Annotated in this window: 17 protein-coding genes; 3 read left to right on the top strand and 14 right to left on the bottom strand. The window is 59.4% G+C overall.

Annotated features, from left to right (window positions below; all coding sequences use genetic code 11):
* Window positions 1–46 precede the first annotated feature (46 nt).
* From E4T63_RS04125 to E4T63_RS04145, 5 genes are all read right to left on the bottom strand, one after another.
* Complete coding sequence (locus E4T63_RS04125; RefSeq protein WP_039769212.1) at window positions 47–1,210, bottom strand: type III PLP-dependent enzyme; 1,164 nt, start codon at window positions 1,208–1,210, stop codon at window positions 47–49.
* 690 nt (window positions 1,211–1,900) lie between these two features.
* Entirely contained in the window at window positions 1,901–3,058 is a 1,158-nt protein-coding gene (locus E4T63_RS04130; RefSeq protein WP_027610804.1) for an osmoprotectant ABC transporter ATP-binding protein OsmV, read from the bottom strand.
* Entirely contained in the window at window positions 3,055–3,708 is a 654-nt protein-coding gene (locus E4T63_RS04135) for an ABC transporter permease (protein WP_007965673.1), read from the bottom strand. Before E4T63_RS04135 ends, E4T63_RS04130 begins: the two co-directional genes overlap by 4 nt.
* A gap of 12 nt (window positions 3,709–3,720) precedes the next feature.
* Window positions 3,721–4,614: a glycine betaine ABC transporter substrate-binding protein gene (locus E4T63_RS04140; protein WP_041066880.1), complete on the bottom strand. Its 894-nt coding sequence runs from the start codon at window positions 4,612–4,614 to the stop codon at window positions 3,721–3,723.
* Window positions 4,615–4,635: 21 nt separating this feature from the next.
* Window positions 4,636–5,325 carry an ABC transporter permease gene (locus tag E4T63_RS04145; RefSeq protein WP_177409065.1) on the bottom strand — a complete coding sequence of 230 codons (690 nt, stop codon included), beginning with the start codon at window positions 5,323–5,325 and terminating at the stop codon, window positions 4,636–4,638.
* Between the two features lie 358 nt (window positions 5,326–5,683).
* Here E4T63_RS04145 and E4T63_RS04150 point away from each other — a divergent pair, with 358 nt between their 5' ends.
* The 3 genes from E4T63_RS04150 (at window position 5,684) to E4T63_RS04160 (ending at window position 9,789) form a co-directional block, all read left to right on the top strand.
* Window positions 5,684–7,267 (top strand): peptide chain release factor 3, encoded by a 1,584-nt coding sequence (locus tag E4T63_RS04150; protein ID WP_027610807.1) that lies wholly within the window; start codon window positions 5,684–5,686, stop codon window positions 7,265–7,267.
* 880 nt (window positions 7,268–8,147) lie between these two features.
* Complete coding sequence (locus E4T63_RS04155; RefSeq protein WP_135294949.1) at window positions 8,148–9,377, top strand: MFS transporter; 1,230 nt, start codon at window positions 8,148–8,150, stop codon at window positions 9,375–9,377.
* Between the two features lie 157 nt (window positions 9,378–9,534).
* On the top strand, window positions 9,535–9,789 hold the full coding sequence (locus E4T63_RS04160; protein ID WP_047291237.1) for a hypothetical protein: 255 nt from the start codon (window positions 9,535–9,537) through the stop codon (window positions 9,787–9,789).
* Between the two features lie 200 nt (window positions 9,790–9,989).
* Here the strand turns inward: E4T63_RS04160 and E4T63_RS04165 are convergent, their stop codons facing one another.
* From E4T63_RS04165 to E4T63_RS04205, 9 genes are all read right to left on the bottom strand, one after another.
* Complete coding sequence (locus tag E4T63_RS04165) at window positions 9,990–10,970, bottom strand: peptide ABC transporter ATP-binding protein (RefSeq protein ID WP_027610810.1); 981 nt, start codon at window positions 10,968–10,970, stop codon at window positions 9,990–9,992.
* Window positions 10,970–11,938 carry an ABC transporter ATP-binding protein gene (locus tag E4T63_RS04170; protein WP_134785427.1) on the bottom strand — a complete coding sequence of 323 codons (969 nt, stop codon included), beginning with the start codon at window positions 11,936–11,938 and terminating at the stop codon, window positions 10,970–10,972. Before E4T63_RS04170 ends, E4T63_RS04165 begins: the two co-directional genes overlap by 1 nt.
* 10 nt (window positions 11,939–11,948) lie before the next feature.
* A complete protein-coding gene (locus tag E4T63_RS04175) occupies window positions 11,949–12,875 on the bottom strand; it encodes an ABC transporter permease subunit (RefSeq protein WP_007966702.1) in 927 nt (308 codons plus the stop codon).
* 10 nt (window positions 12,876–12,885) lie between these two features.
* Window positions 12,886–13,896: an ABC transporter permease subunit gene (locus E4T63_RS04180; RefSeq protein ID WP_007953665.1), complete on the bottom strand. Its 1,011-nt coding sequence runs from the start codon at window positions 13,894–13,896 to the stop codon at window positions 12,886–12,888.
* 73 nt (window positions 13,897–13,969) lie between these two features.
* Window positions 13,970–15,565, bottom strand: a complete 1,596-nt coding sequence (locus E4T63_RS04185; protein WP_098967183.1) for an ABC transporter substrate-binding protein — start codon at window positions 15,563–15,565, stop codon at window positions 13,970–13,972.
* 78 nt (window positions 15,566–15,643) lie between these two features.
* A complete protein-coding gene (locus E4T63_RS04190; protein WP_135294950.1) occupies window positions 15,644–17,065 on the bottom strand; it encodes an OprD family porin in 1,422 nt (473 codons plus the stop codon).
* Window positions 17,066–17,241: 176 nt separating this feature from the next.
* Complete coding sequence (locus tag E4T63_RS04195; protein WP_135294951.1) at window positions 17,242–18,840, bottom strand: ABC transporter substrate-binding protein; 1,599 nt, start codon at window positions 18,838–18,840, stop codon at window positions 17,242–17,244.
* A 303-nt stretch (window positions 18,841–19,143) separates the two neighbouring features.
* Window positions 19,144–20,769: an ABC transporter substrate-binding protein gene (locus E4T63_RS04200; protein ID WP_027610816.1), complete on the bottom strand. Its 1,626-nt coding sequence runs from the start codon at window positions 20,767–20,769 to the stop codon at window positions 19,144–19,146.
* Between the two features lie 260 nt (window positions 20,770–21,029).
* Window positions 21,030–22,631: an ABC transporter substrate-binding protein gene (locus E4T63_RS04205; RefSeq protein ID WP_135294952.1), complete on the bottom strand. Its 1,602-nt coding sequence runs from the start codon at window positions 22,629–22,631 to the stop codon at window positions 21,030–21,032.
* Window positions 22,632–23,476: the final 845 nt, after the last annotated feature.

Raw genomic sequence — 23,476 nt, forward strand, 5'->3', positions numbered from 1 at the left:
TAAAAAAGGCCCATGAAAGCATGGGCCTTTTTTAAACTGGAGCGGGTTACACGTAAAACGATTTCAGCGGCGGGAAGCCATTGAATTCCACGGCACTGTAACTGGTGGTGTACGCACCGGTCGACAACCAGTACAGACGGTCACCAATGGCCAGGTTCAGCGGCAGACCGTACTTGTAGTTCTCGTACATGATGTCGGCGCTGTCGCAGGTCGGGCCGGCGATGACCACTTCTTCCATCTCGCCTTTCTTCTCGGTCCAGATCGGGAACTTGATCGCCTCGTCCATGGTTTCGATCAGTCCGGAGAATTTACCCACATCGGTATACACCCAACGCTCAACGGCGGTGCGGGATTTACGTGCAACCAGTACCACCTCGCTGACGAGAATGCCCGCGTTGGCAATCAACGAACGGCCCGGTTCCAGAATGATTTCCGGCAGGTCATCGCCGAAGTCTTCCTTCAGGAAGCGGATGATTTCTTCGGCGTAGGTTTCCAGGCTATTGGTGCGGGTGATGTAGTTGGCCGGGAAGCCACCGCCCATGTTGATCAGCTTCAGATGAATGCCGTCTTCTTCTTTCAGGCGCTCGAAGATCACTTTGACCTTGGCGATCGCCGCGTCCCAGACACTGATGTCGCGCTGTTGCGAACCGACGTGGAACGAGATGCCGTACGGCACCAGGCCCAGGTCGCGGGCGAGGATCAGCAGGTCCATGGCCATGTCGGTCTGGCAGCCGAACTTGCGCGACAGTGGCCAGTCAGCGGTGGTCGAGCCTTCGGTGAGGATGCGCACATAGACTTTCGCACCCGGCGCAGCCTTGGCAATGTTGCGCAGGTCGGCTTCGGAGTCGGTGGCGAACAGGCGCACACCCTTCTCGTAGAAGTAGCGGATGTCCTTGGACTTTTTGATGGTGTTGCCGTAGCTGATCTGGTCCGGGCTGACGCCACGGCTCAGCACTTTGTCCAGCTCATAGATGGAGGCGATGTCGAAGCTCGAGCCTTTCTCTTTGAGCAGGTCGATGATCTCGACAGCCGGGTTGGCCTTGACCGCGTAGTAGACCTTGGCGAATTCGAAACCGGCGCGCAGGTCATCGTAGGCCTGGGCGATCATCGCGGTGTCGATCACCACGAACGGGGTTTCCTGTTTGTCGGCGAACGCCTTCATTTTCTGAAAGGTTTCGCGCGCGAAATAGTCTTCGACCTGGATCGACATGCTGGAGTGCTCCTATGGGCAAACGGGTAAAAACATGGGTGTAAATGAACGTCCTCCGTATCCCCACTTTGGTTCGCCTACTTCCCAAGGCATGTCGCCGAAAGCAAAAAGGCCACGGGCGTATCTGCCCTTGGCCTTGCTGTCTCGTCGTCAGTACTTGAGCCGGATGGATCGTTTCCAGCATGGACGTTCGGCGCGAACGTCGTCAGTACTTGAGCCGGATGGATCGTTTCCAGCATGGACGTTCGGCGCGAACTTTAGGGCGTGAGGGGCCTGAGATCAACTAAAAATGTCGCGTTTTTGCACGCTTCTGACGTACGTCGCGGATATCACTCTTTGTAGCCGACCCATATGACGGACAGATGTTCCCGGGGAATTTTCATGTGTTAAAAATACCTGCACGTTCGCGGCTTTTGTCGGCTAATTAGCCGGGAAGTGTGATCGGCGCAACATCGGCGACGTTGGCGGCGAGAGGTGGATGTGAGGGGGATTTTGGCCGTTTGGGAGCGGGAGTTTGCAGAGGTTCTGTGAACGCAGCTGTTGAGATTCTTTTCCGCCCTGCGAATCATCAGGAAATTGCACGAATCCTGTGGGAGCGGGCTTGCTCGCGAAGACATTTTCACAGCCGACATCACCGCCGACGGCCACTACGCATTCGCGAGCAAGCCCGCTCCCACAGGTTTGGAGTTTTTACGCGATTACAGCCTCAGCCGGCGAGACGATATTGGTCTTCATCCCGCGCGAACGCCCCGAGCTCAGATAGGCTGCGATCGACTCCTGCGTCACCTCACCGAGGAACACCCGCTCGGCATCCATCACCGGCAGCCACGAACGGTTGAACTCGTACATGCGCGACAACAGGATGCGCAGATGCTCGTCGTACGCCGCGGTGGCGTTGAACTCACGCAGGTACTGCGCGCAGGTGCCGGTCTGGCGGTGCAGGTCGCGACGACGGACGTAACCCAGCGCCTTGTTCTCGGCACAGGTGACCACCACGTAGCGGCGGTCATGCTCGTCCATCAATTCCAGCGCATCGGCCACCGGGGTTTCCGGACTGACCGATGGCGCGTTGTCCGCTGCGTCTTCAGCCTTCACCAGCAGCAGACGCTTGAGGGTGCTGTCCTGGCCAACGAAATTGCTGACAAAGTCGTCCGCCGGGTGTGCGAGCAGGGTGTCCGGGTGGTCGATCTGCAGCAGTTTGCCGGCGCGGAAGATCGCTATCTTGTCACCGAGTTTGATCGCTTCGTCGATGTCGTGGCTGACCATGATCACGGTCTTGTTCAGCGCGCGCTGCATCTCGAAGAACTCGTTCTGGATCATCTCGCGGTTGATCGGGTCGACCGCACCAAACGGCTCGTCCATCAGCAACAGCGGCGCATCCGCCGCCAGTGCGCGGATCACGCCGATGCGCTGTTGCTGGCCGCCGGACAGTTCACGCGGATAGCGATGCAGATACTGCTTGGGTTCCAGTTTGATCATGCTCATCAGTTCGCGAGCGCGGTCGTGGCATTTCTGTTTGTCCCAGCCGAGCAGTTTCGGCACCACGACGATGTTCTCTTCGATGGTCATGTTCGGGAACAGGCCGATCTGCTGGATCACGTAGCCGATGTTGCGGCGCAGGGTGACTTCGTCGAGGTCGGTGGTGTCTTCGCCGTTGATCAGGATCTTGCCCGAGGTCGGCTTGATCAGGCGGTTGATCATTTTCAGCGTGGTGCTTTTGCCGCAACCCGATGGCCCGAGGAACACACAGATTTCGCCTTCATTGACGGTCAGGCTTACCGAGTCCACGGCTTTGACATCTTTGCCGTTGCTCTGGAAGGTCTTGCTGAGGTTTTGAAGTTCGATCATTTGAGGAGTCCTTTTGGAGTCAGCGTACGTTGCAGCCACTGCAGGAGAAGGTCGGCGAAGATCGCCAGAAGACTGACCAGCAGCGCGCCGACGATCAGCATCGACATGTCGCTGCGGCTGATGGAGGCGAGGATCAGCACGCCAAGGCCACCGGCGCCGATGGTCGCGGCGATGGTCATCACGCCGATGTTCATCACCACCGCGGTGCGCACCCCGGCGAGGATCACCGGCACCGCAATCGGCAATTCGACCATGCGCAGGCGCTGGCCGAAGGTCATGCCGATGCCGCGTGCAGCTTCACGAATGCCCGGTTCGACGCCGGTCAGGGCGAGGTAGGTGTTGCGCATGATCGGCAGCAGCGAATAGAGGAACACTGCGGTGATCGCCGGCATCGGCCCCAGGCCCTGGCCGAATTTGGAGTAGAACGGCAGCAGCAGGCCGAACAGGGCAATCGACGGCACGGTCAGCAGCACCGTGGCGCTGGCCTGCAAGGGACCGGCGAGGCTCGGGAAGCGCGTCATCAGAATGCCCAGCGGCACACCGATGAGAATCGCCAGCGTTACCGCGATGCCGACCAGGGTGATGTGCTGCCAGGTCAGGTGCATCACCTGCTGCCAGTCGAGGTGGGAAAAGGCGTTGAGAAATTCCATGACTTTTCCTCCTTAATTGAGTGGGTGCTGGCGCAGGAAATCCGCGGCCACTTTCGATGGGCTTTCGTGATCGACATCGACCCGCGCGTTGAGTTGGCGCATGGTTTCGTCGTCGAACAGTTGCGCCAGCGGCTTGAGTTGCTCGGCCAGTTGCGGGTGTGCATCGAGGTAGGCCTGACGCACCACCGGCGCGGCGGTGTAGTCGGGGAAGTAATGCTTGTCGTCTTCCAGCAGCTTCAAGCCGAAGGCGTTGAGGCGGCCGTCGGTGGTGTAGACCAGACCGGCAAACACCTGGCCATTGCGCAGCGCGGTGTAGACCAGCCCGGCGTCCATCTGGCGGATGTTCTTGCGGGTCAGGTTCATGTCGTAGAGCTTGACCATGCCGTCCAGACCGTCGGAGCGGTTGGCGAACTCGGTGTCCAGCGCCACCAGGTGATTGGTCTTGGCTTCATCACGCAGAACCTTGTTCAGGTCGCTGATGGTGTTGATCTGCGGGTACTCCTCGGCGACTTTTTTCGGCAGGGCGAGGGCGTAGGTGTTGCTGAATTTCGACGGGGTCAGCCAGACCAGGCCTTTTTTCGCGTCGAGTTCTTTGACCCGGGCGTAGGACTGTTCGCTGTCGAGTTTCTCGGTGACATGGTTGTAGGCCACCAGCGACACGCCGGTGTATTCCCAGAGCATGTCCAGCTGTCCGCTTTCGTGGGCGCTGCGGGCGAGATTGCTGCCCAGACCGCCGGTGATCTGCGCGTCGTAGCCTTTGCTGCGCAGGTATTGCGCGGTGATTTCCGCGAGCAGGGTCTGCTCGGTGAACACCCGGGCGCCGAGGCGAATCACTGGTTTTTCGGCGGCTTGGGCCAATCCTGCAAACAGCAGGAGGCAGCTCAAGATCAAGCTAAATCGTTTCATAAATATTCCTTCGCAAGAGCCTTAAGACGGGCGCAAACCGCGTTCCAGCCAGAGACGGCTGGCGAGGGTGACCACGCCATCGAGCAGCAGGGCCAGCAGCGCGGTGCACGCGGCGCCGAGCAGCAGTTGCGGCTGATTGTTCAGGGCGATGCCAGGGAAGATCAGGCTGCCGAGGCTGTTGGCGCCGATCAGGAATGCCAGCGGCGCGGTGCCGACGTTGATCGCCAGTGCCACGCGCACGCCACCGATGATGATCGGCACGGCGTTGGGCAATTCGACTTTCCACAGCACCTGGCGCGGGGTCATGCCGATGCCGACGGCGGCTTCTTTGAGCGAGCCCTGAACGTTTTTCAGGCCTTCGTAGGTGTTGCGCACGATCGGCAACAGGGACGCGAGGAACAGAGCGAAGATCGCCGGACCACTGCCGATGCCGAGAATCCCCAGGGCAATCGCCAGTACGGCCAGCGGTGGCACGGTGTTGCCGATATTGAAGATCTGCATGAAGCGTTCAGCGCGGCCGACCATGGTCGGGCGACTGAGGAAGATACCGGCGGGGATGCCCACGACCAGGGCGGCCAGCATTGAAGCGAGGACGAGAATCAGATGAGCTTGCAGGTAAAACAACAAATCGTCGCGGTAGTGTTCGATCGTGTTGATGCCGATCCAGTGGATCAGCAGGGCCAGGAGCGCGATAACCACCGCACCTCCCATCAGCCCTTTGCCATAGCGGATAGCCACAGGCGGACTCCTTTTTTATAGTCGGCGAACGCTCTCCCGTGTGGCATGCCAAGCCTTGGCTGCCGGGAATAAACGTTCGCGAGAAGCAGCTCCTTCAGCACCGGCAACAAGCGGTCTGAAAGCGAGCCATGAGCGCAGCCTCGTCAGGCTAACTTGCTGATTTTTCAGCCCCTGACGAAATGTCGTAACAGGGGATGGACGTCTCCGTGCTTTAAAAGGTTCCCATCTGGGGCAGCATTTGGCCACCCTTAATGTGCTCAACGGTTCGGTTATTGCATCGAGTTGGGCTATAATCGCGGCCCTTTTTTGAATCACCGCCAGGCGATTTCCCATGACCAACCAGGCCGCCGAAGTCGCGAAACGCCGCACTTTCGCCATTATTTCCCACCCCGATGCCGGTAAAACCACGATCACCGAAAAGCTCCTGTTGATGGGCAAGGCGATTGCAGTGGCCGGTACGGTGAAATCCCGTAAATCCGACCGCCATGCGACATCCGACTGGATGGAGATGGAGAAGCAGCGGGGTATTTCCATTACCACGTCGGTCATGCAGTTCCCGTATCGCGAACACATGATCAACCTGCTCGACACCCCGGGCCACGAAGACTTCTCCGAAGACACCTACCGCACCCTGACGGCGGTCGACTCGGCATTGATGGTCCTCGACGGCGGTAAAGGCGTTGAGCCACGGACCATCGCCCTGATGGACGTCTGCCGTCTGCGTGACACGCCGATCGTCAGCTTCATCAACAAACTCGACCGTGACATCCGCGACCCGATCGAACTGCTCGACGAAATCGAAGCTGTTCTGAAGATCAAGGCAGCGCCGATCACCTGGCCGATCGGTTGCTACCGCGACTTCAAGGGCGTGTACCACCTGGCCGACGACTACATCATTGTCTACACCGCCGGTCACGGTCACGAACGCACCGAAACCAAGATCATCGAGAAGCTCGACTCCGACGAGGCGCGCGCGCACTTGGGCGACGAGTACGATCGCTTCCTCGAACAGCTGGAACTGGTGCAGGGCGCCTGCCATGAGTTCAACCAGCAGGAGTTCCTCGACGGTCAACTGACTCCGGTGTTCTTCGGTACGGCATTGGGCAACTTCGGTGTTGATCACGTGCTCGACGCTGTAGTTGACTGGGCCCCGCGTCCGCTGGCCCGTGTCGCCAACGAACGTACCGTGGAGCCGGTGGAAGAGAAGTTCTCGGGCTTCATCTTCAAGATCCAGGCGAACATGGACCCGAAGCACCGCGACCGCATCGCCTTCATGCGTATCTGCTCCGGCAAGTACGAGAAAGGCATGAAGATGCGCCACGTGCGTACCGGCAAGGACGTGCGCATCGGCGACGCCCTGACGTTCTTCTCCTCCGAGCGTGAACAGCTGGAAGAGGCGTACGCCGGCGACATCATCGGTCTGCATAACCACGGCACGATCCAGATCGGCGACACCTTCAGCGAAGGTGAAGTCCTCGGTTTCACCGGTATCCCGCACTTCGCCCCGGAGCTGTTCCGTCGTGTGCGTCTGCGTGATCCGCTGAAGTCCAAGCAGTTGCGTCAGGGTCTGCAGCAGTTGGCCGAAGAAGGCGCGACCCAGGTGTTCTTCCCGGAGCGCAGCAACGACATCATTCTTGGCGCCGTCGGTGTGCTGCAGTTTGATGTGGTAGCGAGCCGCTTGAAGGAGGAATACAAGGTTGAGTGCTCTTATGAGCCGATCACCGTTTACTCCGCGCGCTGGATTGAATGCAGTGACAAGAAGAAGCTTGAGGAGTTTTCCAACAAGGCGGTGGAGAACCTCGCACTGGATGGCGGTGGGCACCTGACCTACCTGGCGCCGACGCGGGTTAACCTGGCGTTGATGGAAGAGCGGTGGCCGGATGTGAAATTCCGTGCGACGCGTGAGCATCACTAAGCGCTGAGCTGGTTTGTTCGAAAGCCCCTGAGGTGTAGGCCTTGGGGGCTTTTTTTTGGGGGCTTTGGTCTTGGCGGCCTTTGGGCCGACCAGGTTCTTGGTTTTTTTGTGTACATATCCGTTTTCTCGGTAATGGCTACTTAGGGTTTCGCCCTTACGGCGAGTCACCTTTTCCAAACGCCGAAAAGGTAACCCAAAAGGCTTGCTCCTACGTTCGGCCCACTCGCTGGGGCTCGGGGTCCCTTCGCTCCGGGATTGATCCGGGCGCAGCGCCTCCGGTTTGCTTCGCTGCACCTCCTCTCGCTGTGTTTGGCTTCGCCAAACGGTCGCTGCGCTCCCACCCCCGGATCAATCCCTCCACTCAGCCTTCCGACGTCGCCCGTGGATCAAGATCAAAAGCTTTCGGCGAGCTGACACTCGGCCATTTGAGTGGTGAAAAGCATGCGCCTGGCTTTAGCTTTTTCTGTGGGAGCTGGCTTGCCAGCGATGGCGGCCTGATAGCCGACCAATTTCTACCTGAATACACCGGGTTCAACCTGTGGGAGCGGGCTTGCTCGCGAAGGCGGCCTGACAGCCGACCAATCTCTACCTGAATACACCGGTTTCAACCTGTGGGAGCGGGCTTGCTCGCGAAGGCTGCCTGACAGCCGACCAGTCTCCAGCTGACCGCACCCATTCCCACTGTAGGAGCCAGCCTGCTGGCGATGGCGGCCTGACAGCCGACCAGTTTCTCTAATCCAATTGAGCGACTGAAGGAAGCTCCTTGCAGGGACTGTAGGACGAATCCGTATTTTGAGATCTCAAGGTTCTTGAACGCGACAACCGGCGCGCTGGACGTTAGTGTTCCAGGTCACGCCAGTCGCTTTGAGAGGTCAATGGAATGACGCGCAACCTCATCCATCTGCTGCGCCCCAATGGCTATTTCAGTCTGATGGCCTGGGTGCTTGCGGCGTTGCTGTTCATCAATCGTCTGAGCAGCATGGTCAAGTTGTTCATGGCGCTGTATCTGCGTCAGGAGCTGGGGCTGGCGATTGAAACCGTCGGCTGGTTGCTGTCGGCCTATGGTGCCGGGTTGTTGGTCGGTTCGATGCTGGGTGGTTTGCTCAGTGACCATGTGCGTACGGCGCGGCTGACGGCGGGGTTGTTCTTTGTTTCGGTGTGGGTGTTGATCCTGCTGGGGCTGGTCTCGCAAGTGCCGTTGCTTGCGGCATTGCTGTTGCTCAGCGGGACGATCGATGGGGCCATTCGCACCCTGCACCAACGCCTGATCATGGAGTACTGCGAAGTCTCTCAACGCTCGCGCGCGCAGGCCTTGAGCCGGGTGGCGCGTAACCTTGGCATGGCCGCCGCGGGTGTGGCGGGCGGGGTGTTGGCGCAGACGGATTTCCGTTGGGTGTTTTTTGTCAGTGCGGCGATGACGTTGCTGGCGTTGCTGTGGTTTGTGCGCACTACCTGGCGCCGTGCGGTGCTTGAACCCGATGAGGTGACCGAGGCTGGCACGGGCACACCGTTGCGCGACGCGGCGTTCCTCTGGCTGCTCGGTGCGGCCGTGTTGCTGGGGATGGCCTTCGACACGGTTTACAGCACGCTGGGCAACTATCTGCGCGACTACTACCACTTGAGCACCGAGGCCATCGGCTGGCAGTTCGGGCTTAACGCGATGCTGGTGGTGGCGCTGCAGATACCACTGACGCATTGGGGCGAGCGCTGGGGCTTGCGTCGGCAATTGCTGGCGGGTTGTGTGTTGCTGGCGGTCGGGTTGGGAATGCTGCCGTTTGGTTCGGGGCTGTTTTACGTGTGTTTGTCGACGGTGATCTGGACGTTGGGTGAAGCTTTTTTCATGCCGCCGATGAATGTGCTGGTCATGCGGCATGCGCAGGGCGGCAAAAGCGGCCAGTATTTCGGCCTGTTTTTCATGAGCTGGAGCGCCAGTGCATTGCTGTCGCCGGTGTTGAGTGGTCAGTTGTATGGTCGCTTCGGCGGCCACAGTGTATGGCTTGCAAGCGCGACACTGGCGTTGTTGACCTTGCCGCTGATCTGCCTGGCGACGCGCTCATCGACCCAGGCCAAAGTGCTGGCCACCAGCAAACGCACGGCCTCGCTTAGCTGATTCGGTTATAGCGGTTATTCACAAGTGATCTGCCGTACCGGGGCATTTCCCGGGGTTGGTCAGCGTCCTATCTGGTGAACCGGACTGATCGGAACTAGATTTCATTCAGCGCCGGATCGGCACCCCAGGCTTCAACCACGAAAGGATGGAAATGGCTATGAGCATTTTTCAACGCATTGTGCTGTTGCTTAAGGTTTTGGTGATGTTGACGCTTGGCACTACGGCGGCGTGGGCAAGTTCTGCCACACCATCACAGGGGTTTAACGCAGCCCACGGACAAGCCGGTGTGGTCATGCTGGCCAAGTCGGAATCCGAACCGGGCGATCAGGATCAGGGCGGCAGCAAGGATGATGACGACTCGACCACTGACGAGCCGGACACTGACGATGACGAAGGCGACAGCCAGTCGTAAATCGCCGGCAAAAGAAAACCCCTTCTTCCCCGACTGATGCGCAATCGGGGGAGAAGGGGTTTGGTTAACGCTTTAGCGACAACTCAAGTTCCCTGTGGGAGGAGGCTTGCTCTCGAAAGCAGTGAGTCAGTCACCATTATCAGTGACTGTCACACCGCATTCGCGAGCAAGCCCGCTCCCACAATTTCGTCCGCCGTTAATCAGGCGGCGCCGTCGAGAAATTGCTCGGCGTAGTGGCAGGCCACCTGGCGATTATCCAATTCACGCAACAACGGCTCTTCAGTGCTGCAACGCTCGGTCGCGTACGGGCAGCGCTTGTGGAACGCGCAGCCCGGTGGCGGGTTCAGCGGGTTGGGCAATTCGCCGACGATCTTGATTTTCGGCTTGTTCGGGTCCGGGTGAATGGTCGGGGTCGCCGACAGCAACGCCTGGGTGTACGGGTGCAGCGGACGTTCGTAGATAGCGTCTTTCGGGCCCATTTCCACCGGGCGACCGAGGTACATCACCATCACGTCATCGGCCACATGTTGCACCACCGCCAGGTTGTGCGAGATGAACACGTACGCCGTGTTGAACTCTTGCTGCAGATCCATGAACAGGTTCAGCACCTGGGCCTGAATCGACACGTCCAGTGCCGAGGTAGGCTCATCCGCCACCAGCACTTTCGGTTGCAGCATCATCGCCCGGGCGAGAGCGATCCGCTGGCGCTGACCGCCGGAGAACATGTGCGGATAGCGCTGGTAGTGCTCGGGACGCAAGCCGACCTGCTTCATCATCGCCTGGACTTTTTCGCGGCGTTCAGCGGCGGACAGGTTGGTGTTGATCAGCAGCGGCTCGCCGAGTTGGTCTCCGACTTTCTGCCGTGGGTTCAACGACGCGTACGGGCTCTGGAATACCATCTGCACGTCTTTGCGCAGTTGTTTGCGCTGGGCCTTGTCGGCGCCAGCCACTTCCTGGCCGGCGATTTTCAACGAACCGGACGACGGCTCTTCAATCAGGGTCAGGGCGCGGGCGAGGGTGGATTTGCCGCAGCCCGATTCGCCGACTACGGCGAGGGTCTTGCCGGCTTCCAGTTCGAACGACACGCCGTTGAGCGCGCGTACGGTGGCGTGCCCCTTGAACAGGCCACGGGATACTTCGTAGTGACGGGTCAGGTCGCGGGCGGTAAGTACGACGGCCATTACGCCACCTCCTGGTTCAGCGGGAAGAAGCAGCGCGCGAGGCTGTTGCTTTTCGGATCAAGGGCCGGACGCTGCGCGCGGCAGGTGTCCTGCACGTACGGGCAGCGCGGCGACAGCAGGCAACCCTGCGGGCGGTCATAACGGCCCGGGACGATGCCCGGCAGTGTCGCCAGACGCTCGGCGCCCTGGCTGTGTTCCGGAATCGCCTTGAGCAGCGCTTCGCTGTACGGGTGCGCCGGGATGTCGAACAGTTGCGGCACCTGACCGACTTCAACAGCCTGGCCTGCGTACATCACACAGACGCGCTGAGCGGTTTCGGCCACGACCGCGAGGTCGTGAGTGATCAGCACCAGGCCCATGTTCTGTTCTTTCTGCAACGCCAGCAGCAGATCCATGATCTGTGCCTGAATGGTTACGTCGAGTGCCGTGGTCGGTTCGTCGGCGATCAGCAGTTTCGGCTCGCCGGCAATCGCCATGGCGATTGCGACACGCTGGCTCATACCGCCGGACAGTTGGTGCGGGTAGGCGTCCATACGGCTGGCGGCGCCCGGGATCTCCACTTTTTCCAGCAGTTCGATGGCGCGTTTGCGCGCCTGCTTGCCGGACATTTTCAGGTGCAGCCGCAGCACTTCTTCGATCTGGAAGCCAACGGTGTAGCTCGGGTTGAGCGCGGTCATCGGGTCCTGGAACACCATCGACAGGTCTTTGCCAACGATTTGCCGACGCTGACGATTGCTCAGCTTGAGCATGTCTTTGCCGTCAAAGCTGAGCGAGTCGGCGGTGACGATGCCGGGATGCTCGATCAGGCCCATCAGCGCCATCATGGTCACGGATTTACCCGAACCCGATTCGCCTACGATCGCCAGGACTTCGCCTTTGTCGACTTTCAGGTCGAGGCCATCGACAACGGGTGTCGCGGTTTTGTCGCCGAAGCGAACGTTGAGATTCTTGATTTCTAGCAGTGACATGGGAATCTCCTCAGGCGGCGTTCTTGAGTTTCGGGTCCAGCGCATCGCGCAGACCGTCGCCCATCAAGTTGATTGCCAGCACGCTGAGCAAAATGGTCAAACCAGGCAGACTCACGACCCACCAGGCGCGTTCGATGTAATCGCGGGCCGAGGCCAGCATGGTGCCCCATTCAGGGGTTGGCGGTTGTACGCCAAGGCCGAGGAAGCCCAGGGCGGCGGCATCGAGAATCGCCGAGGAGAAGCTCAGGGTGGCCTGCACGATCAGCGGCGCCATGCAGTTGGGCAGCACGGTGATGAACATCAGACGTGGCAGACCGGCACCGGCCAGACGCGCGGCGGTCACGTAGTCGCGGTTCAGTTCGCCCATTACCGCAGCACGGGTCAGACGCACGTAGGACGGCAGCGATACCACAGCAATGGCGATCACGGTGTTGATCAGGCCAGGGCCGAGGATGGCGACGATCGCCACAGCCAGCAGCAGGGACGGCAGGGCCAGCATGATGTCCATCAGACGCATGATGGTCGGGCCGATCATTTTCGGGAAGAAACCGGCGAACAGACCCAGCAGGATCCCCGGGATCAGCGACATCACCACCGACGACAGACCGATCAGCAGCGACAGGCGCGAACCCTGGATCAGCCTTGACAGCAGGTCGCGACCCAGTTCATCGGTGCCGAGCAGGAATTGCATCTGCCCGCCTTCGAGCCACGCCGGTGGCGTCAGCAGGAAGTCCCGGTATTGCTCGCTCGGGTTATGCGGGGCGACCCACGGCGCGAAGATCGCGCAGAAAATCACCAGCAGCATGAACAGCAGGCCGGCAACCGCGCCCTTGTTCTTGGAAAAGGCTTGCCAGAATTCTTTGTACGGTGACGGGTACAGCAGGCTTTGATCCGCGTTTGGAGCGGAAGTGGCTACTGAGGATGTTGGAGTGCTCATGGTATGGACCTCAGCGCTGATGACGGATGCGTGGGTTGGCAAAGCCGTAGAGGATGTCCACTACGAAGTTGACCAGAATCACCAGGCAGGCGATTAACAGGATGCCGTTTTGCACAACCGGGTAGTCCCGGGCGCCGATGGCTTCGATCAGCCATTTACCGATGCCGGGCCAGGAGAAAATGGTTTCGGTCAGGACTGCACCGGCCAGCAGGGTGCCGACTTGCAGGCCGACCACGGTCAGCACCGGAATCAGCGCGTTGCGCAGGCCGTGCACGAACACCACGCGCGAGGGCGACAGGCCTTTGGCCTTGGCGGTGCGGATGTAGTCTTCACGCAGCACTTCGAGCATCGACGAACGGGTCATCCGCGCGATCACCGCCAGCGGAATGGTGCCGAGCACGATGGCCGGCAGGATCAGGTGATGCAGGGCGTCGAGGAATGCGCCCATGTCATCGGCCAGCAGCGTGTCGATCAGCATGAAACCGGTGCGCGGCTCGATGTCGTAGAGCAGGTCAATCCGCCCGGAAACCGGGGTCCAGCCCAGGCTCACCGAGAAGAACATGATCAGGATCAGGCCCCACCAGAAGATCGGCATCGAATACCCCGCCAGGGAGATGCCCATCACCCCGTGGTCGAACAGGGATCCTCGCTTGAGCGCCGCGATCACCCCGGCCAGAAGACCGAGGATGCCGGCAAACAGCAGGGCGGCCATGGACAGTTCCAGGGTCGCCGGGAAGAGGGAGGTGAACTCGGTCCATACGCTCTCACGCGTACGCAGGGATTCGCCGAGATCGCCGTGGGCCAGTTTGCCGATGTAGTCCAGGTACTGGGCATACAGCGGTTTGTTCAGACCTAGGCGTTCCATTGCCTGAGCGTGCATTTCGGGGTCGACCCGACGTTCGCCCATCATCACTTCCACGGGGTCGCCCGGAATCATGCGAATCAACGCGAAAGTCAGCAAGGTGATGCCGAAAAACGTGGGGATCAACAACCCCAGTCGGCGGGCAATAAAACTAAACATCTTGTGTGGTACCTCATCAGCCGGTTAGGCGTGCCCGGCGACCCTGGGATCAGGGAGGCCGGGAGTTTCTTATCTACTTCACCTGGGTAGTGGCGAAGTTATTGGTTGTGAGAGGGCTGATGTGATAACCCTCTACGTTGTTGCGCATTGCGGTAAACATCCGGGTGTGGGCCATGCTGATCCACGGTTGGTCCTGATTAAACAGCACCTGGGCCTGTTCGTAGAGTTTGGCGCGTTCGGCCGGATCTACTTTAGCCCGTGCTTCGTCGAGCAGGGTCTGGAATTTCTCGTTGCACCAGCGCGCGTAGTTTTCGCCGTTCTTGGCTGCTTCGCAACTGAGCATAGGCGTCAGGAAGTTATCCGGGTCGCCGTTGTCGCCCGCCCATCCGGCCGACACCATGTCGTGCTCGCCGGCCTTGGCGCGTTTGAGCATTTCGCCCCATTCCATGACGCGGATGTCGATCTTGATTCCGACCTTGGCCAGGTCAGCCTGCATCATCTGCGCGCCCAGCATCGGGTTCGGGTTGGTCGGGCCGCCACCGTTACGGGTAAACAGGGTAAACACGGTGCCTTCCGGAACCCCGGCTTCCTTGAGCAGGGCGCGTGCCTTGTCCAGATCGCGTGGCGGGTTCTTCAGGTCGTGGTTGTAGCCCAGCAGCGTCGGCGGGTACGGGTTGACCGCCACGCTGGCGTTGCCTTTGCCGAACAGCGCGTTGACGTAGGCTTCCTTGTCGAACGCGATGTCGATGGCCTTACGCACGCGCACGTCGCTCATGTATTTGTGCTGGGTGTTCATGGCGATGTACGAGACGGTCATCGCGTCCATCTCGTCGACTTTCAGGTTGCTGTCTTTCTTGATGCTCGGGATGTCATCCGGTTTCGGATACAGCGCGATCTGGCACTCGTTGGCCTTGAGCTTCTGCAGGCGCACGTTGTTGTCGGTGGCAATCGCCAGGATCAGCGCGTCAGCCGGGGCCTTGCCACGGAAGTAGTCCGGGTTGGCCTTGAAGCGCACCTGCGCATCCTTGGCGTAGCGCTGGAAGATAAACGGACCGGTGCCGATCGGCTTGCTGTTCAGGTCGGCAGTTTTGCCAGACTTGAGCAACTGGTCGGCGTATTCGGCCGGGTAGATCGAGGAGAACGCCATGGCGATGTCGGCCAGGAACGGCGCTTCGCGGCGGGTCAGGGTGAACTTGACCGTGTTGTCGTCGACTTTCTCTACGCTTTTGAGCAGTTCCTTGAAGCCCATGCTTTCAAAGTACGGGAAGCCCACGCTCGACAGTTTGTGCCACGGGTGATTCGGGTCCAGCTGACGCTGGAAGCTCCAGACCACGTCGTCGGCGTTCATGTCGCGGGTCGGCTTGAAGTATTCGGTGGTGTGAAACTTGACGCCTTTGCGCAGGTGGAACGTGTAGGTCAGGCCGTCTTCACTGATGTCCCAGGATTCGGCCAGTGCCGGAATCACTTCGGTGGTGCCGGGCTTGAAGTCGGCCAGGCGGTTGAAGATCGTTTCGGCCACCGCATCGGCAGTGACTGCAGTTGTGTACTGGACCATGTCGAAGCCTTCCGGACTGGCTTCGGTGCAGACCACCAAGGGTTTGGCCGAGACGCCGATGGCGGCGCTCAACAACGCGGCAGCGACGGCCGCACGTAGGGGAAGCATTTTCATCGATAACCCTCTGCAATCGGTTGAAGACAAAAAACCGAACGGCCGACTCGTCATGAGTCAGCCGTCGGTTGGCGGTTTTTACAGGATGTTGAACGGGATGGTGGTCACGAGACGGAACTCGTTGATGTTGCCGTCAGCCTGGTGCTCGCTCGCGCGGTGAGTGGTGTAAGTCGCGCGAATCGCGGTGGCCTTCAGAGGGCCGCTCTGCACAGCGTAAGAGGCGCCGATGCCGTATTCGTAGTGGCTTTCGCCGTCCATCAGGCTCAGGTCGCCGCGCTTGTCACCTGGGACGGTGTAGGCAGTACCGGTGTAGTGAGTCCCGTCGATGCCCCAGCCGCGAGCCTGATAGATGTTGAACTTCAGGCCTGGCACGCCGTATTCGGCCATGTTGATGCCATAGGCGATCTGGAAGGATTTCTCGTTCGGGCCGTTGAAGTCCGACAGCAGGGAGTTGGCCAGGTAGATGCCGTTGGTTTCGTGCAGGTAGTCGAAGTACTCGTCACCGTTCACTTGCTGGTACGAGAAGGTCAGGCTGTGGGCCTGGTGAGTCAGGCCGAACGACAGCGAGTAGGTGTCGTTGTCGATGTTGCCCATCAACTTTTTGCCTTCGTCGACGGTCTTGTAGTAGTTCAGACCGGTGGTCAGGCTTAGTACCTGGCTATCACCCAATTCGTGGGTGCCGCCGAAGTAGTACTGGTTCCAGAAGTCTTCGACGTTGGCTACGTAGAGGCTGGTTTTCAGGCTCTTCAGAGGCTGGTAGTTCACGCCAGCGGTGTAAACCTTGTCGGTTTCAACGCCAGTGGCCGAGTACTCGGTGCGGAACTTCGACAGGCTCTGCTCGGTACGCGGCGAAACACGGTCAAAACCGGCCAGATCGAACGACAGGTTGTTGAATTCTTCGCTGTGCAGGCTGATACCTTCGAAGCTCGAAGGCAGCGGACGGTTGCCGATGACGTCGACGATCGGGGTGCTGAAGTTCTGACGACCCGCGGTCAGCGTGGTGTTGGAAACACGGAACTTGACGTTGGCCAGACCCAGTTTGCTCCACTGGTCAACAGCATCGCCGTCGGAGTGCGCCAGGGTGCGGTTGGAGCCGCCGGCGATGTCCTTGCGGTCACGGTCCAGAACGATGGCGTTGTAGGCGGCGACTTCAGTGCTCACGCCAACGGTGCCTTGGGTGAAGCCCGAGGTGTAGTTGACGATGGTGCCTTGAACCCAGTTGATACGGCGCGGGGTCTTGGTCCGGACCACTGGCGAAGTATTCTTGTCGCTGTTTTTCACGTAGCTGAAAGTGTCGTCGCGACGACGCAGTTCATTGGCGTACCAGTTACGGGTGGTGCCGCCCAGGCTTTGTCCATCGATAAAGCCTTTGGCCTCGCTTTGGGCGCTGCTGCCGGCCAGGGTGGTCGGTACGAATTCCTGACTTGCAGGTTCTGCGTACGCCGTAGCGGTGATGCTGCTGATGGCCAGGGCCAGTATCGCGGTGCTGCTCAGTTTCATGGGTGAAGCTCCTTTACTTTCTTTTTATGCCGGCTTTTTTGGGTGGGCCGGTTATTGGTTTAGAACTCATTTCACACATCGCAAACGTTTGCAAAAGGCCTGATTGGCGAATTTCGGCAAAGCGCTTGCGTGAGGGGGATAGACAGCCCCCTCAGCGTTGCGGCTAATCGGTTGGGTTAATCGATACTGACGCCCGAGAACACATTGCGACCGAAGGGGCTGACCTTGAAGCCTTCAACCCGGGCGCTTAACGGCTGGTTGACCGTCGAGTGGGCGACAGGCGTGATCGGCACTTGCTGCTTGAGCAACTGCTGCGCCTGTTTGTAGAGCACGGTGCGCTGGTCGCGGTCGGTGACGACCTTGGCCTCTTTGATCAGCTTGTCGTAAGCCGGGTCGCACCACATGGAGTAGTTGTTGCCGCCAATCGCGTCGCAGCTGTACAGGGTGCCCAGCCAGTTGTCCGGGTCCCCGTTGTCGCCGGTCCAGCCGATCAGGCTGATATCGTGCTCGCCATTCTTGGTGCGCTTGATGTACTCGCCCCATTCGTAGCTGACGATCTTCACTTTCAGACCGATTTTCGCCCAGTCTGCCTGGAGCATTTCGGCCATCAGTTTGGCGTTCGGGTTGTATGGACGCTGTACCGGCATCGCCCACAGGGTGATCTCGGTGCCTTCTTTCACGCCGGCAGCCTTGAGCAGCTCGCGGGCTTTTTCCGGGTTGTAGGCGGCGTCTTTGATGCTGTCATCGTAGGACCATTGGGTCGGTGGCATGGCGTTGACCGCCAGTTGCCCGGCGCCTTGATAAACAGCGTTGAGAATCCCCTGTTTATTCACCGCCATGTCCAGCGCCTGACGTACTTCGAGCTGGTCGAAGGGCTTGTGGCGCACGTTGTAGGCGATGTAGCCGAGGTTGAAGCCCGGCTTGGAGATCAGCTGCAGTTTCGGATCGGCCTTCAGCGCTTCAACATCGGCAGGGCGCGGGTGCAGAGTGATCTGGCATTCGCCGGCCTTGAGTTTCTGCACGCGCACCGAAGCGTCGGTGTTGATCGCGAAGATCAGGTTCTTCAGCTTGACCCGGCTCGGGTCCCAGTAGTGCTCGTTACCGGTGTAACGGATATTCGAGTCTTTCTGATAGCTCTTGAACACGAACGGCCCGGTGCCGACCGGCTTCTGGTTGATGTCGCTCGGCTTGCCTTCGGCCAGCAGCTTGTCGGCGTATTCGGCGGACAGGATGGCAGCGAAGCTCATGGCGATGTTCTGGATGAACGCGGCGTCGACGCTGTTGAGCGTGAATTCCACGGTCAGCGGCCCGGTCTTTTCGACCTTGGCAATGTTCTTGTTCAGGCTCATCCCGTTGAAATACGGGAATTCGGTCGGATAAGCCTTACGGAATGGCTGTTGCGGATCGAGCATGCGGTTAAACGTGAACAGCACGTCGTCGGCGTTGAAATCGCGCGTCGGTTTGAAGTACGGCGTTGTATGAAATTTCACACCTTCACGCAGGTGAAAGGTGTACTTGAGACCATCCTCGGAAATATCCCACTTGGTTGCCAGTCCCGGTACGACGTTGGTCGCGCCTTTTTCAAACTCGACCAGGCGGTTGTACAGCGGCTCGGCGGCATCGTTATCGGTGGCCGTCGTGTATTGCGCGGTATCAAAACCCGCCGGGCTGCCTTCGGAGCAGAACACCAGGCTGTTGCTGGCGGCGTAACTGGCGGACGTGGCGGCCAACAGGCCGGCGCCCAGCAGTGCGGAAAAAACCAAGGTATGGCGCATGACGCTCCCTCTTTTTTGTAGTGTTGTTCAATGCACCGCGGTCCCGTCCAGGGACGCTGAGGTGGCATTGAGCTCAATCCAGTACGTACAGCAAGCCGGTGGCCCACGCAGAAACTGGTCAGAACCCGACGGTAGGGGCCGTGGGTCTGGCAGTAAATGCGCTGAGTCCTAAAGACTCGTAGGAAAAGGCAACACGTCATGTACCACCCTGTTAGAGCAAGGTGGAAATGGCTGTAGGCAAATTCCTGGCTAGTCGGCAGAAAAAAACAGCGGCGCCGCCTGAAACGTCGCCGCTGTCTGTTTTTAATTGCTGACGCTGACGCCGTAGAAGGAGTTCAAGCCGAATGGGCTGATCTTGAAGTCCTGCACGTTGGCGCGCATGGGTTGATACACCGTCGAGTGAGCGATAGGTGTCATTGGGACTGCATCTTTGAGGACGTGTTGCGCCTGTTTGTACAGTTCGGTGCGCTTGGCCTGGTCGGTCGTGCGCTTGGCTTCCTTGACGAGACCGTCGAACTTCTTGTCGCACCACTTGGAGAAGTTGTTGCCGCTGAGCGAGTCGCAGCCGAACAGCACGTTCAGCCAGTTGTCCGGGTCACCATTGTCACCGCTCCAGCCAATGATCATGGCCTGGTTCTCGCCACCTTTGGAACGCTTGATGTACTCGCCCCACTCGTAGCTGGTGATCTTCACGTTCAGGCCGATCTTCTTCCAGTCGGACTGAAGCATTTCAGCCATCAGCTTGGCGTTCGGGTTGTACGGACGCTGCACCGGCATCGCCCACAGAACGATCTCGGTACCTTCCTTGACGCCAGCTTCCTTGAGCAGTTGCTTGGCTTTTTCAGGATCGTACTTGGCGTCCTTGATGGTGGTGTCGTAGGACCACTGGGTCGGTGGCATGGCGTTGACGGCCAGCTGGCCGGCGCCCTGGTAAACCGAATCGATGATCTGCGGCTTGTTCACCGCCATGTCCAGCGCCTGACGTACGCGCAGGTCAGCCAGCGGGTTAGCCTCGTTGCTGCCCTTGACCTTGTCCATCACGTTGTAGGCGATGTAGCCCAGGTTGAAACCGGCCTGGTCAGGCATCTTCAGGGTTTTGTCGGCCTTCAGCGCCGCGAGATCCGCCGGACGCGGGAACAGGGTGACCTGGCACTCGTTCTTTTTCAGTTTCTGGATACGTACCGACGGGTCGGTGGTGATGGCGAAGATCAGGTTGTCGATCTTCACGTCCTCAGGCTTCCAGTAATCCTTGTTGCCGGTGTAGCGGATGTTCGAGTCTTTCTGGTAGCTCTTGAACACGAACGGGCCAGTGCCGATCGGCTTCTGGTTGATGTCGGCAGCCTTGCCTTCCTTGAGCAGCTGGGCAGCGTACTCGGCGGACTGGATCGAGGCGAAGCTCATGGCCATGTTCTGGATGAACGCGGCGTCGACTTCTTTCAGCGTGAATTTAACGGTGTGGTCGTCGACTTTATCGATCTTGGTGATGTTGGTGTCCATCCCCATGTCGGTGAAGTACGGGAATTCGGTCGGGTACGCCTTACGGAACGGGTCATCCTTGTTAATCATGCGATTAAAGGTGAACAGCACGTCGTCGGCGTTGAACTCACGAGTCGGCTTGAAATACGGGGTGGTGTGGAACTTGACGCCTTCACGCAAGTGGAAGGTGTAAGTCAGGCCGTCCGGGGAAATGTCCCAGCTGGTGGCCAGGCCCGGGATAACGGCGGTGCCGCCACGCTCGAACTGGCTCAGGCGGTTGAACATGGTTTCGGCTGAGGCGTCGAAGTCGGTTCCGGTGGTGTACTGGCCTGGATCAAAACCGGCCGGGCTCCCTTCGGAGCAGAACACCAGGTTAGTCGCAGCGGATGCGAAAGGTGCGGAGGCTAACAAGCCTGCGCCGACTAAAAACGGAATGACCGCGTGTTTAAGCATGTTGGCCTCATGATTTGTTGTCATTTTTTAATATTGAGGTACGACCTCGTGAGTCGTGCCTGCGGATACTTATGCAGGGGCCATACCCAATGCAAGATCCAGAGTGTGAGCGAGCGTTAAACGGTGGCACGTACGTACCTTAATGTCGCATCTGTATAACTTTTGACGCATTTGACCGTTTGCGGGTGGATTTTACGGTGCAAACGAAGCCCCAAAACGGTGCGCTGGTCACGTTGTGCGCGCCGCATTGGGGCTCGGTGTTACTTATTTATACCCACGCCGTAGAAGGGCGTAAGGCCAAACGGACTGATCTTGAAGTCGGTCACTTCCTTGCGCAGCGGCTGGAACACCGTGGAGTTGGCGATCGGGGTGATCGGCACCTGCTGTTTAAGGATCAGTTGCGCCTGTTGATACAGTTTTACCCGTTGCGCCTTGTCGGTGGTCACCTTGGCCTGCTGCACCAGTTTGTCGTAGGCCGGGTCGCACCACTTGGCGTAGTTGCTGCCCTTGACTGCCGCGCAGCTGTAGAGCACGCCGAGCCAGTTGTCCGGGTCGCCGTTGTCACCTGTCCAACCATAGATCATCGCGTCGTGTTCGCCATTTTTCGCACGCTTGATGTACTCGCCCCATTCGTAGCTGACGATGTTGGCCTTGATGCCGATTTTCTCCCAATCCTGCTGGATCATCTGCGCCGACATGCGTGCATTCGGGTTTGAGGCGCGCTGCACCGTCATCGCCCACAGGTTGATGGTGGTACCCGGCGCAACCCCGGCTTCCTTGAGTAGCGCCTTGGCTTTCGCCGGGTCGTATGGCGCGTCCTTGATGTTCGGGTCATACGACCATTGCGCCGGCGGCAAGGCGTTCTGCGCCAGTTGGCCGGCACTCTGGTAAACGGCTTTGATGATTGCCGGTTTGTCGATGGCCATGTCCAGTGCCTGACGGACCTTGAGCTGGTCCAATGGCGGGTGAGTGGTGTTGTAGGCGAGGAAGCCGAGGTTGAATCCGGGCTGCTTGAGCACGCGCAGGTTCGGGTCTTGTTGCATCACTTCGATGTCGGCCGGGCGCGGGTAGCCGCTGACCTGGCATTCGCCGGCCTTGAGTTTCTGCAGGCGTACGGCGGCGTCGGGGGTGATCGAGAAGATCAGGTTGTCGATCTTCACGTCTTCGGGTTTCCAGTAGGCCGGGTTGTCGGCGTAGCGGATTTGTGAGTCTTTCTGGTAGCGCTTGAATACGAACGGGCCGGTGCCCACCGGTTTCTGGTTGAGGTCGGCGGCTTTGCCTTCCTTTAGCAGTTGCGCGGCGTATTCGGCCGATTGCACCGAGGCGACGCTCATGGCGAGGTTTTGCACGAACGCGGCGTCGACGTTGTTCAGGTTGAAGCGCACGGTCTGATCGTCGATTTTTTCTACCGATTTGATCGTGGTGTTCAGGCCCATGTCGGTGAAGTACGGGGACTCGGCGGGGTAGGCCTTGCGGAAGGCGTTGTCGGGGTCGAGCAGGCGCTGGAAGGTGAACAGTACGTCGTCGGCGTTGAAGTCGCGGGTCGGGGTGAAATATTCCGTTGTGTGGAATTTCACGCCTTGCCGTAGGTGGAAGGTGTATTGCAGGCCGTCGCTGGAGACGTCCCATTTTGTCGCCAGGCCGGGTTCGATGTCGGTGCCGCCGCGCTGGAATTGGGTGAGGCGGTTGAAGACGGTTTCGGCGGAGGCGTCGAAGTCGGTGCCGCTGGTGTATTGGCTGGGGTCGAAGCCTGCCGGGCTGGCTTCGGAGCAGTAGACCAGGGTGGTGGCGGCATTGGCGATTGGGGTGGTTGCGGCCAGGGCCAGGGAGATCAGGAGCGGTTTGAGGGTGGATCTTGGCATGGAGTCCCCGGGTCGATTGGAGGTGGTTGTGTTTTCAGGGTAGCGGGGATTTGGGGGACTTCGGAAATATCGTTTTTCCTGTTGAGATGTCTATCTCGGTATATCTGGGGCTTTTGGGTGCATATCCGTTGCTGCGGTAACGGCGGCTGGGGTTCCGCCCTTACGGCGGGTCACTTTTTCCAGACGCCGAAAAAGTAACCAAAAAGGCTTGCTCCTGCGTTCGGCCCGCTCGCTGGGGCTCGGGGTCCCTTCGCTCCGGGATCGATCCGGGGGCAGCGCCTACGGTTTGCTTCGCTGCACCTCCTCTCGCTGTGTTTGGCTGCGCCAAACGGTCGCTGCGCTCCCGCCCCCGGATCAATCCCTCCACTCAGCCTTCCGACGTCGCCTTACAGATCAAAAGCCGCAGCCGAGCTAACGCTCATCCTGTTGAGTGGTGAAAGCGGGGGGGCGGCTTTGGTTTTTTGGTGGATTTGCCCCTCATCGGAACGCCGCCCGCCCAGCCCTCTCCCGAGGGAGAGGGGGCCGATTTTTGAGCTTTTCAAAATTGGAGTTCGACTCGGTATTTCATGTCGGCGTAGCTCCCCCAAATACCTCGGTCAGTCCCCTCTCCCTCCGGGAGAGGGCTAGGGTGAGGGTTGGCTTTTGGCTGTTTAAATCTGTGTCAAATAACCAGAACCTTCCCACAAAGTTTTCAGGTTGTCCCTCGGACGCCAGCTCTCTAGCCTTGGGCTGTCGCTGAAAACTCAGCGATCGGGTGTGAGAACCCGCAGGAACTGTTAATCCACAATCAGTACCACCATAATTGCCGCCGGCATTTCTGCTGCTGCAATGTTCTATGGCGGCTG

This window comes from Pseudomonas fluorescens, assembly GCF_004683905.1.
In the GTDB taxonomy this organism is placed as follows: Bacteria; Pseudomonadota; Gammaproteobacteria; order Pseudomonadales; family Pseudomonadaceae; genus Aquipseudomonas; species Aquipseudomonas putida_A.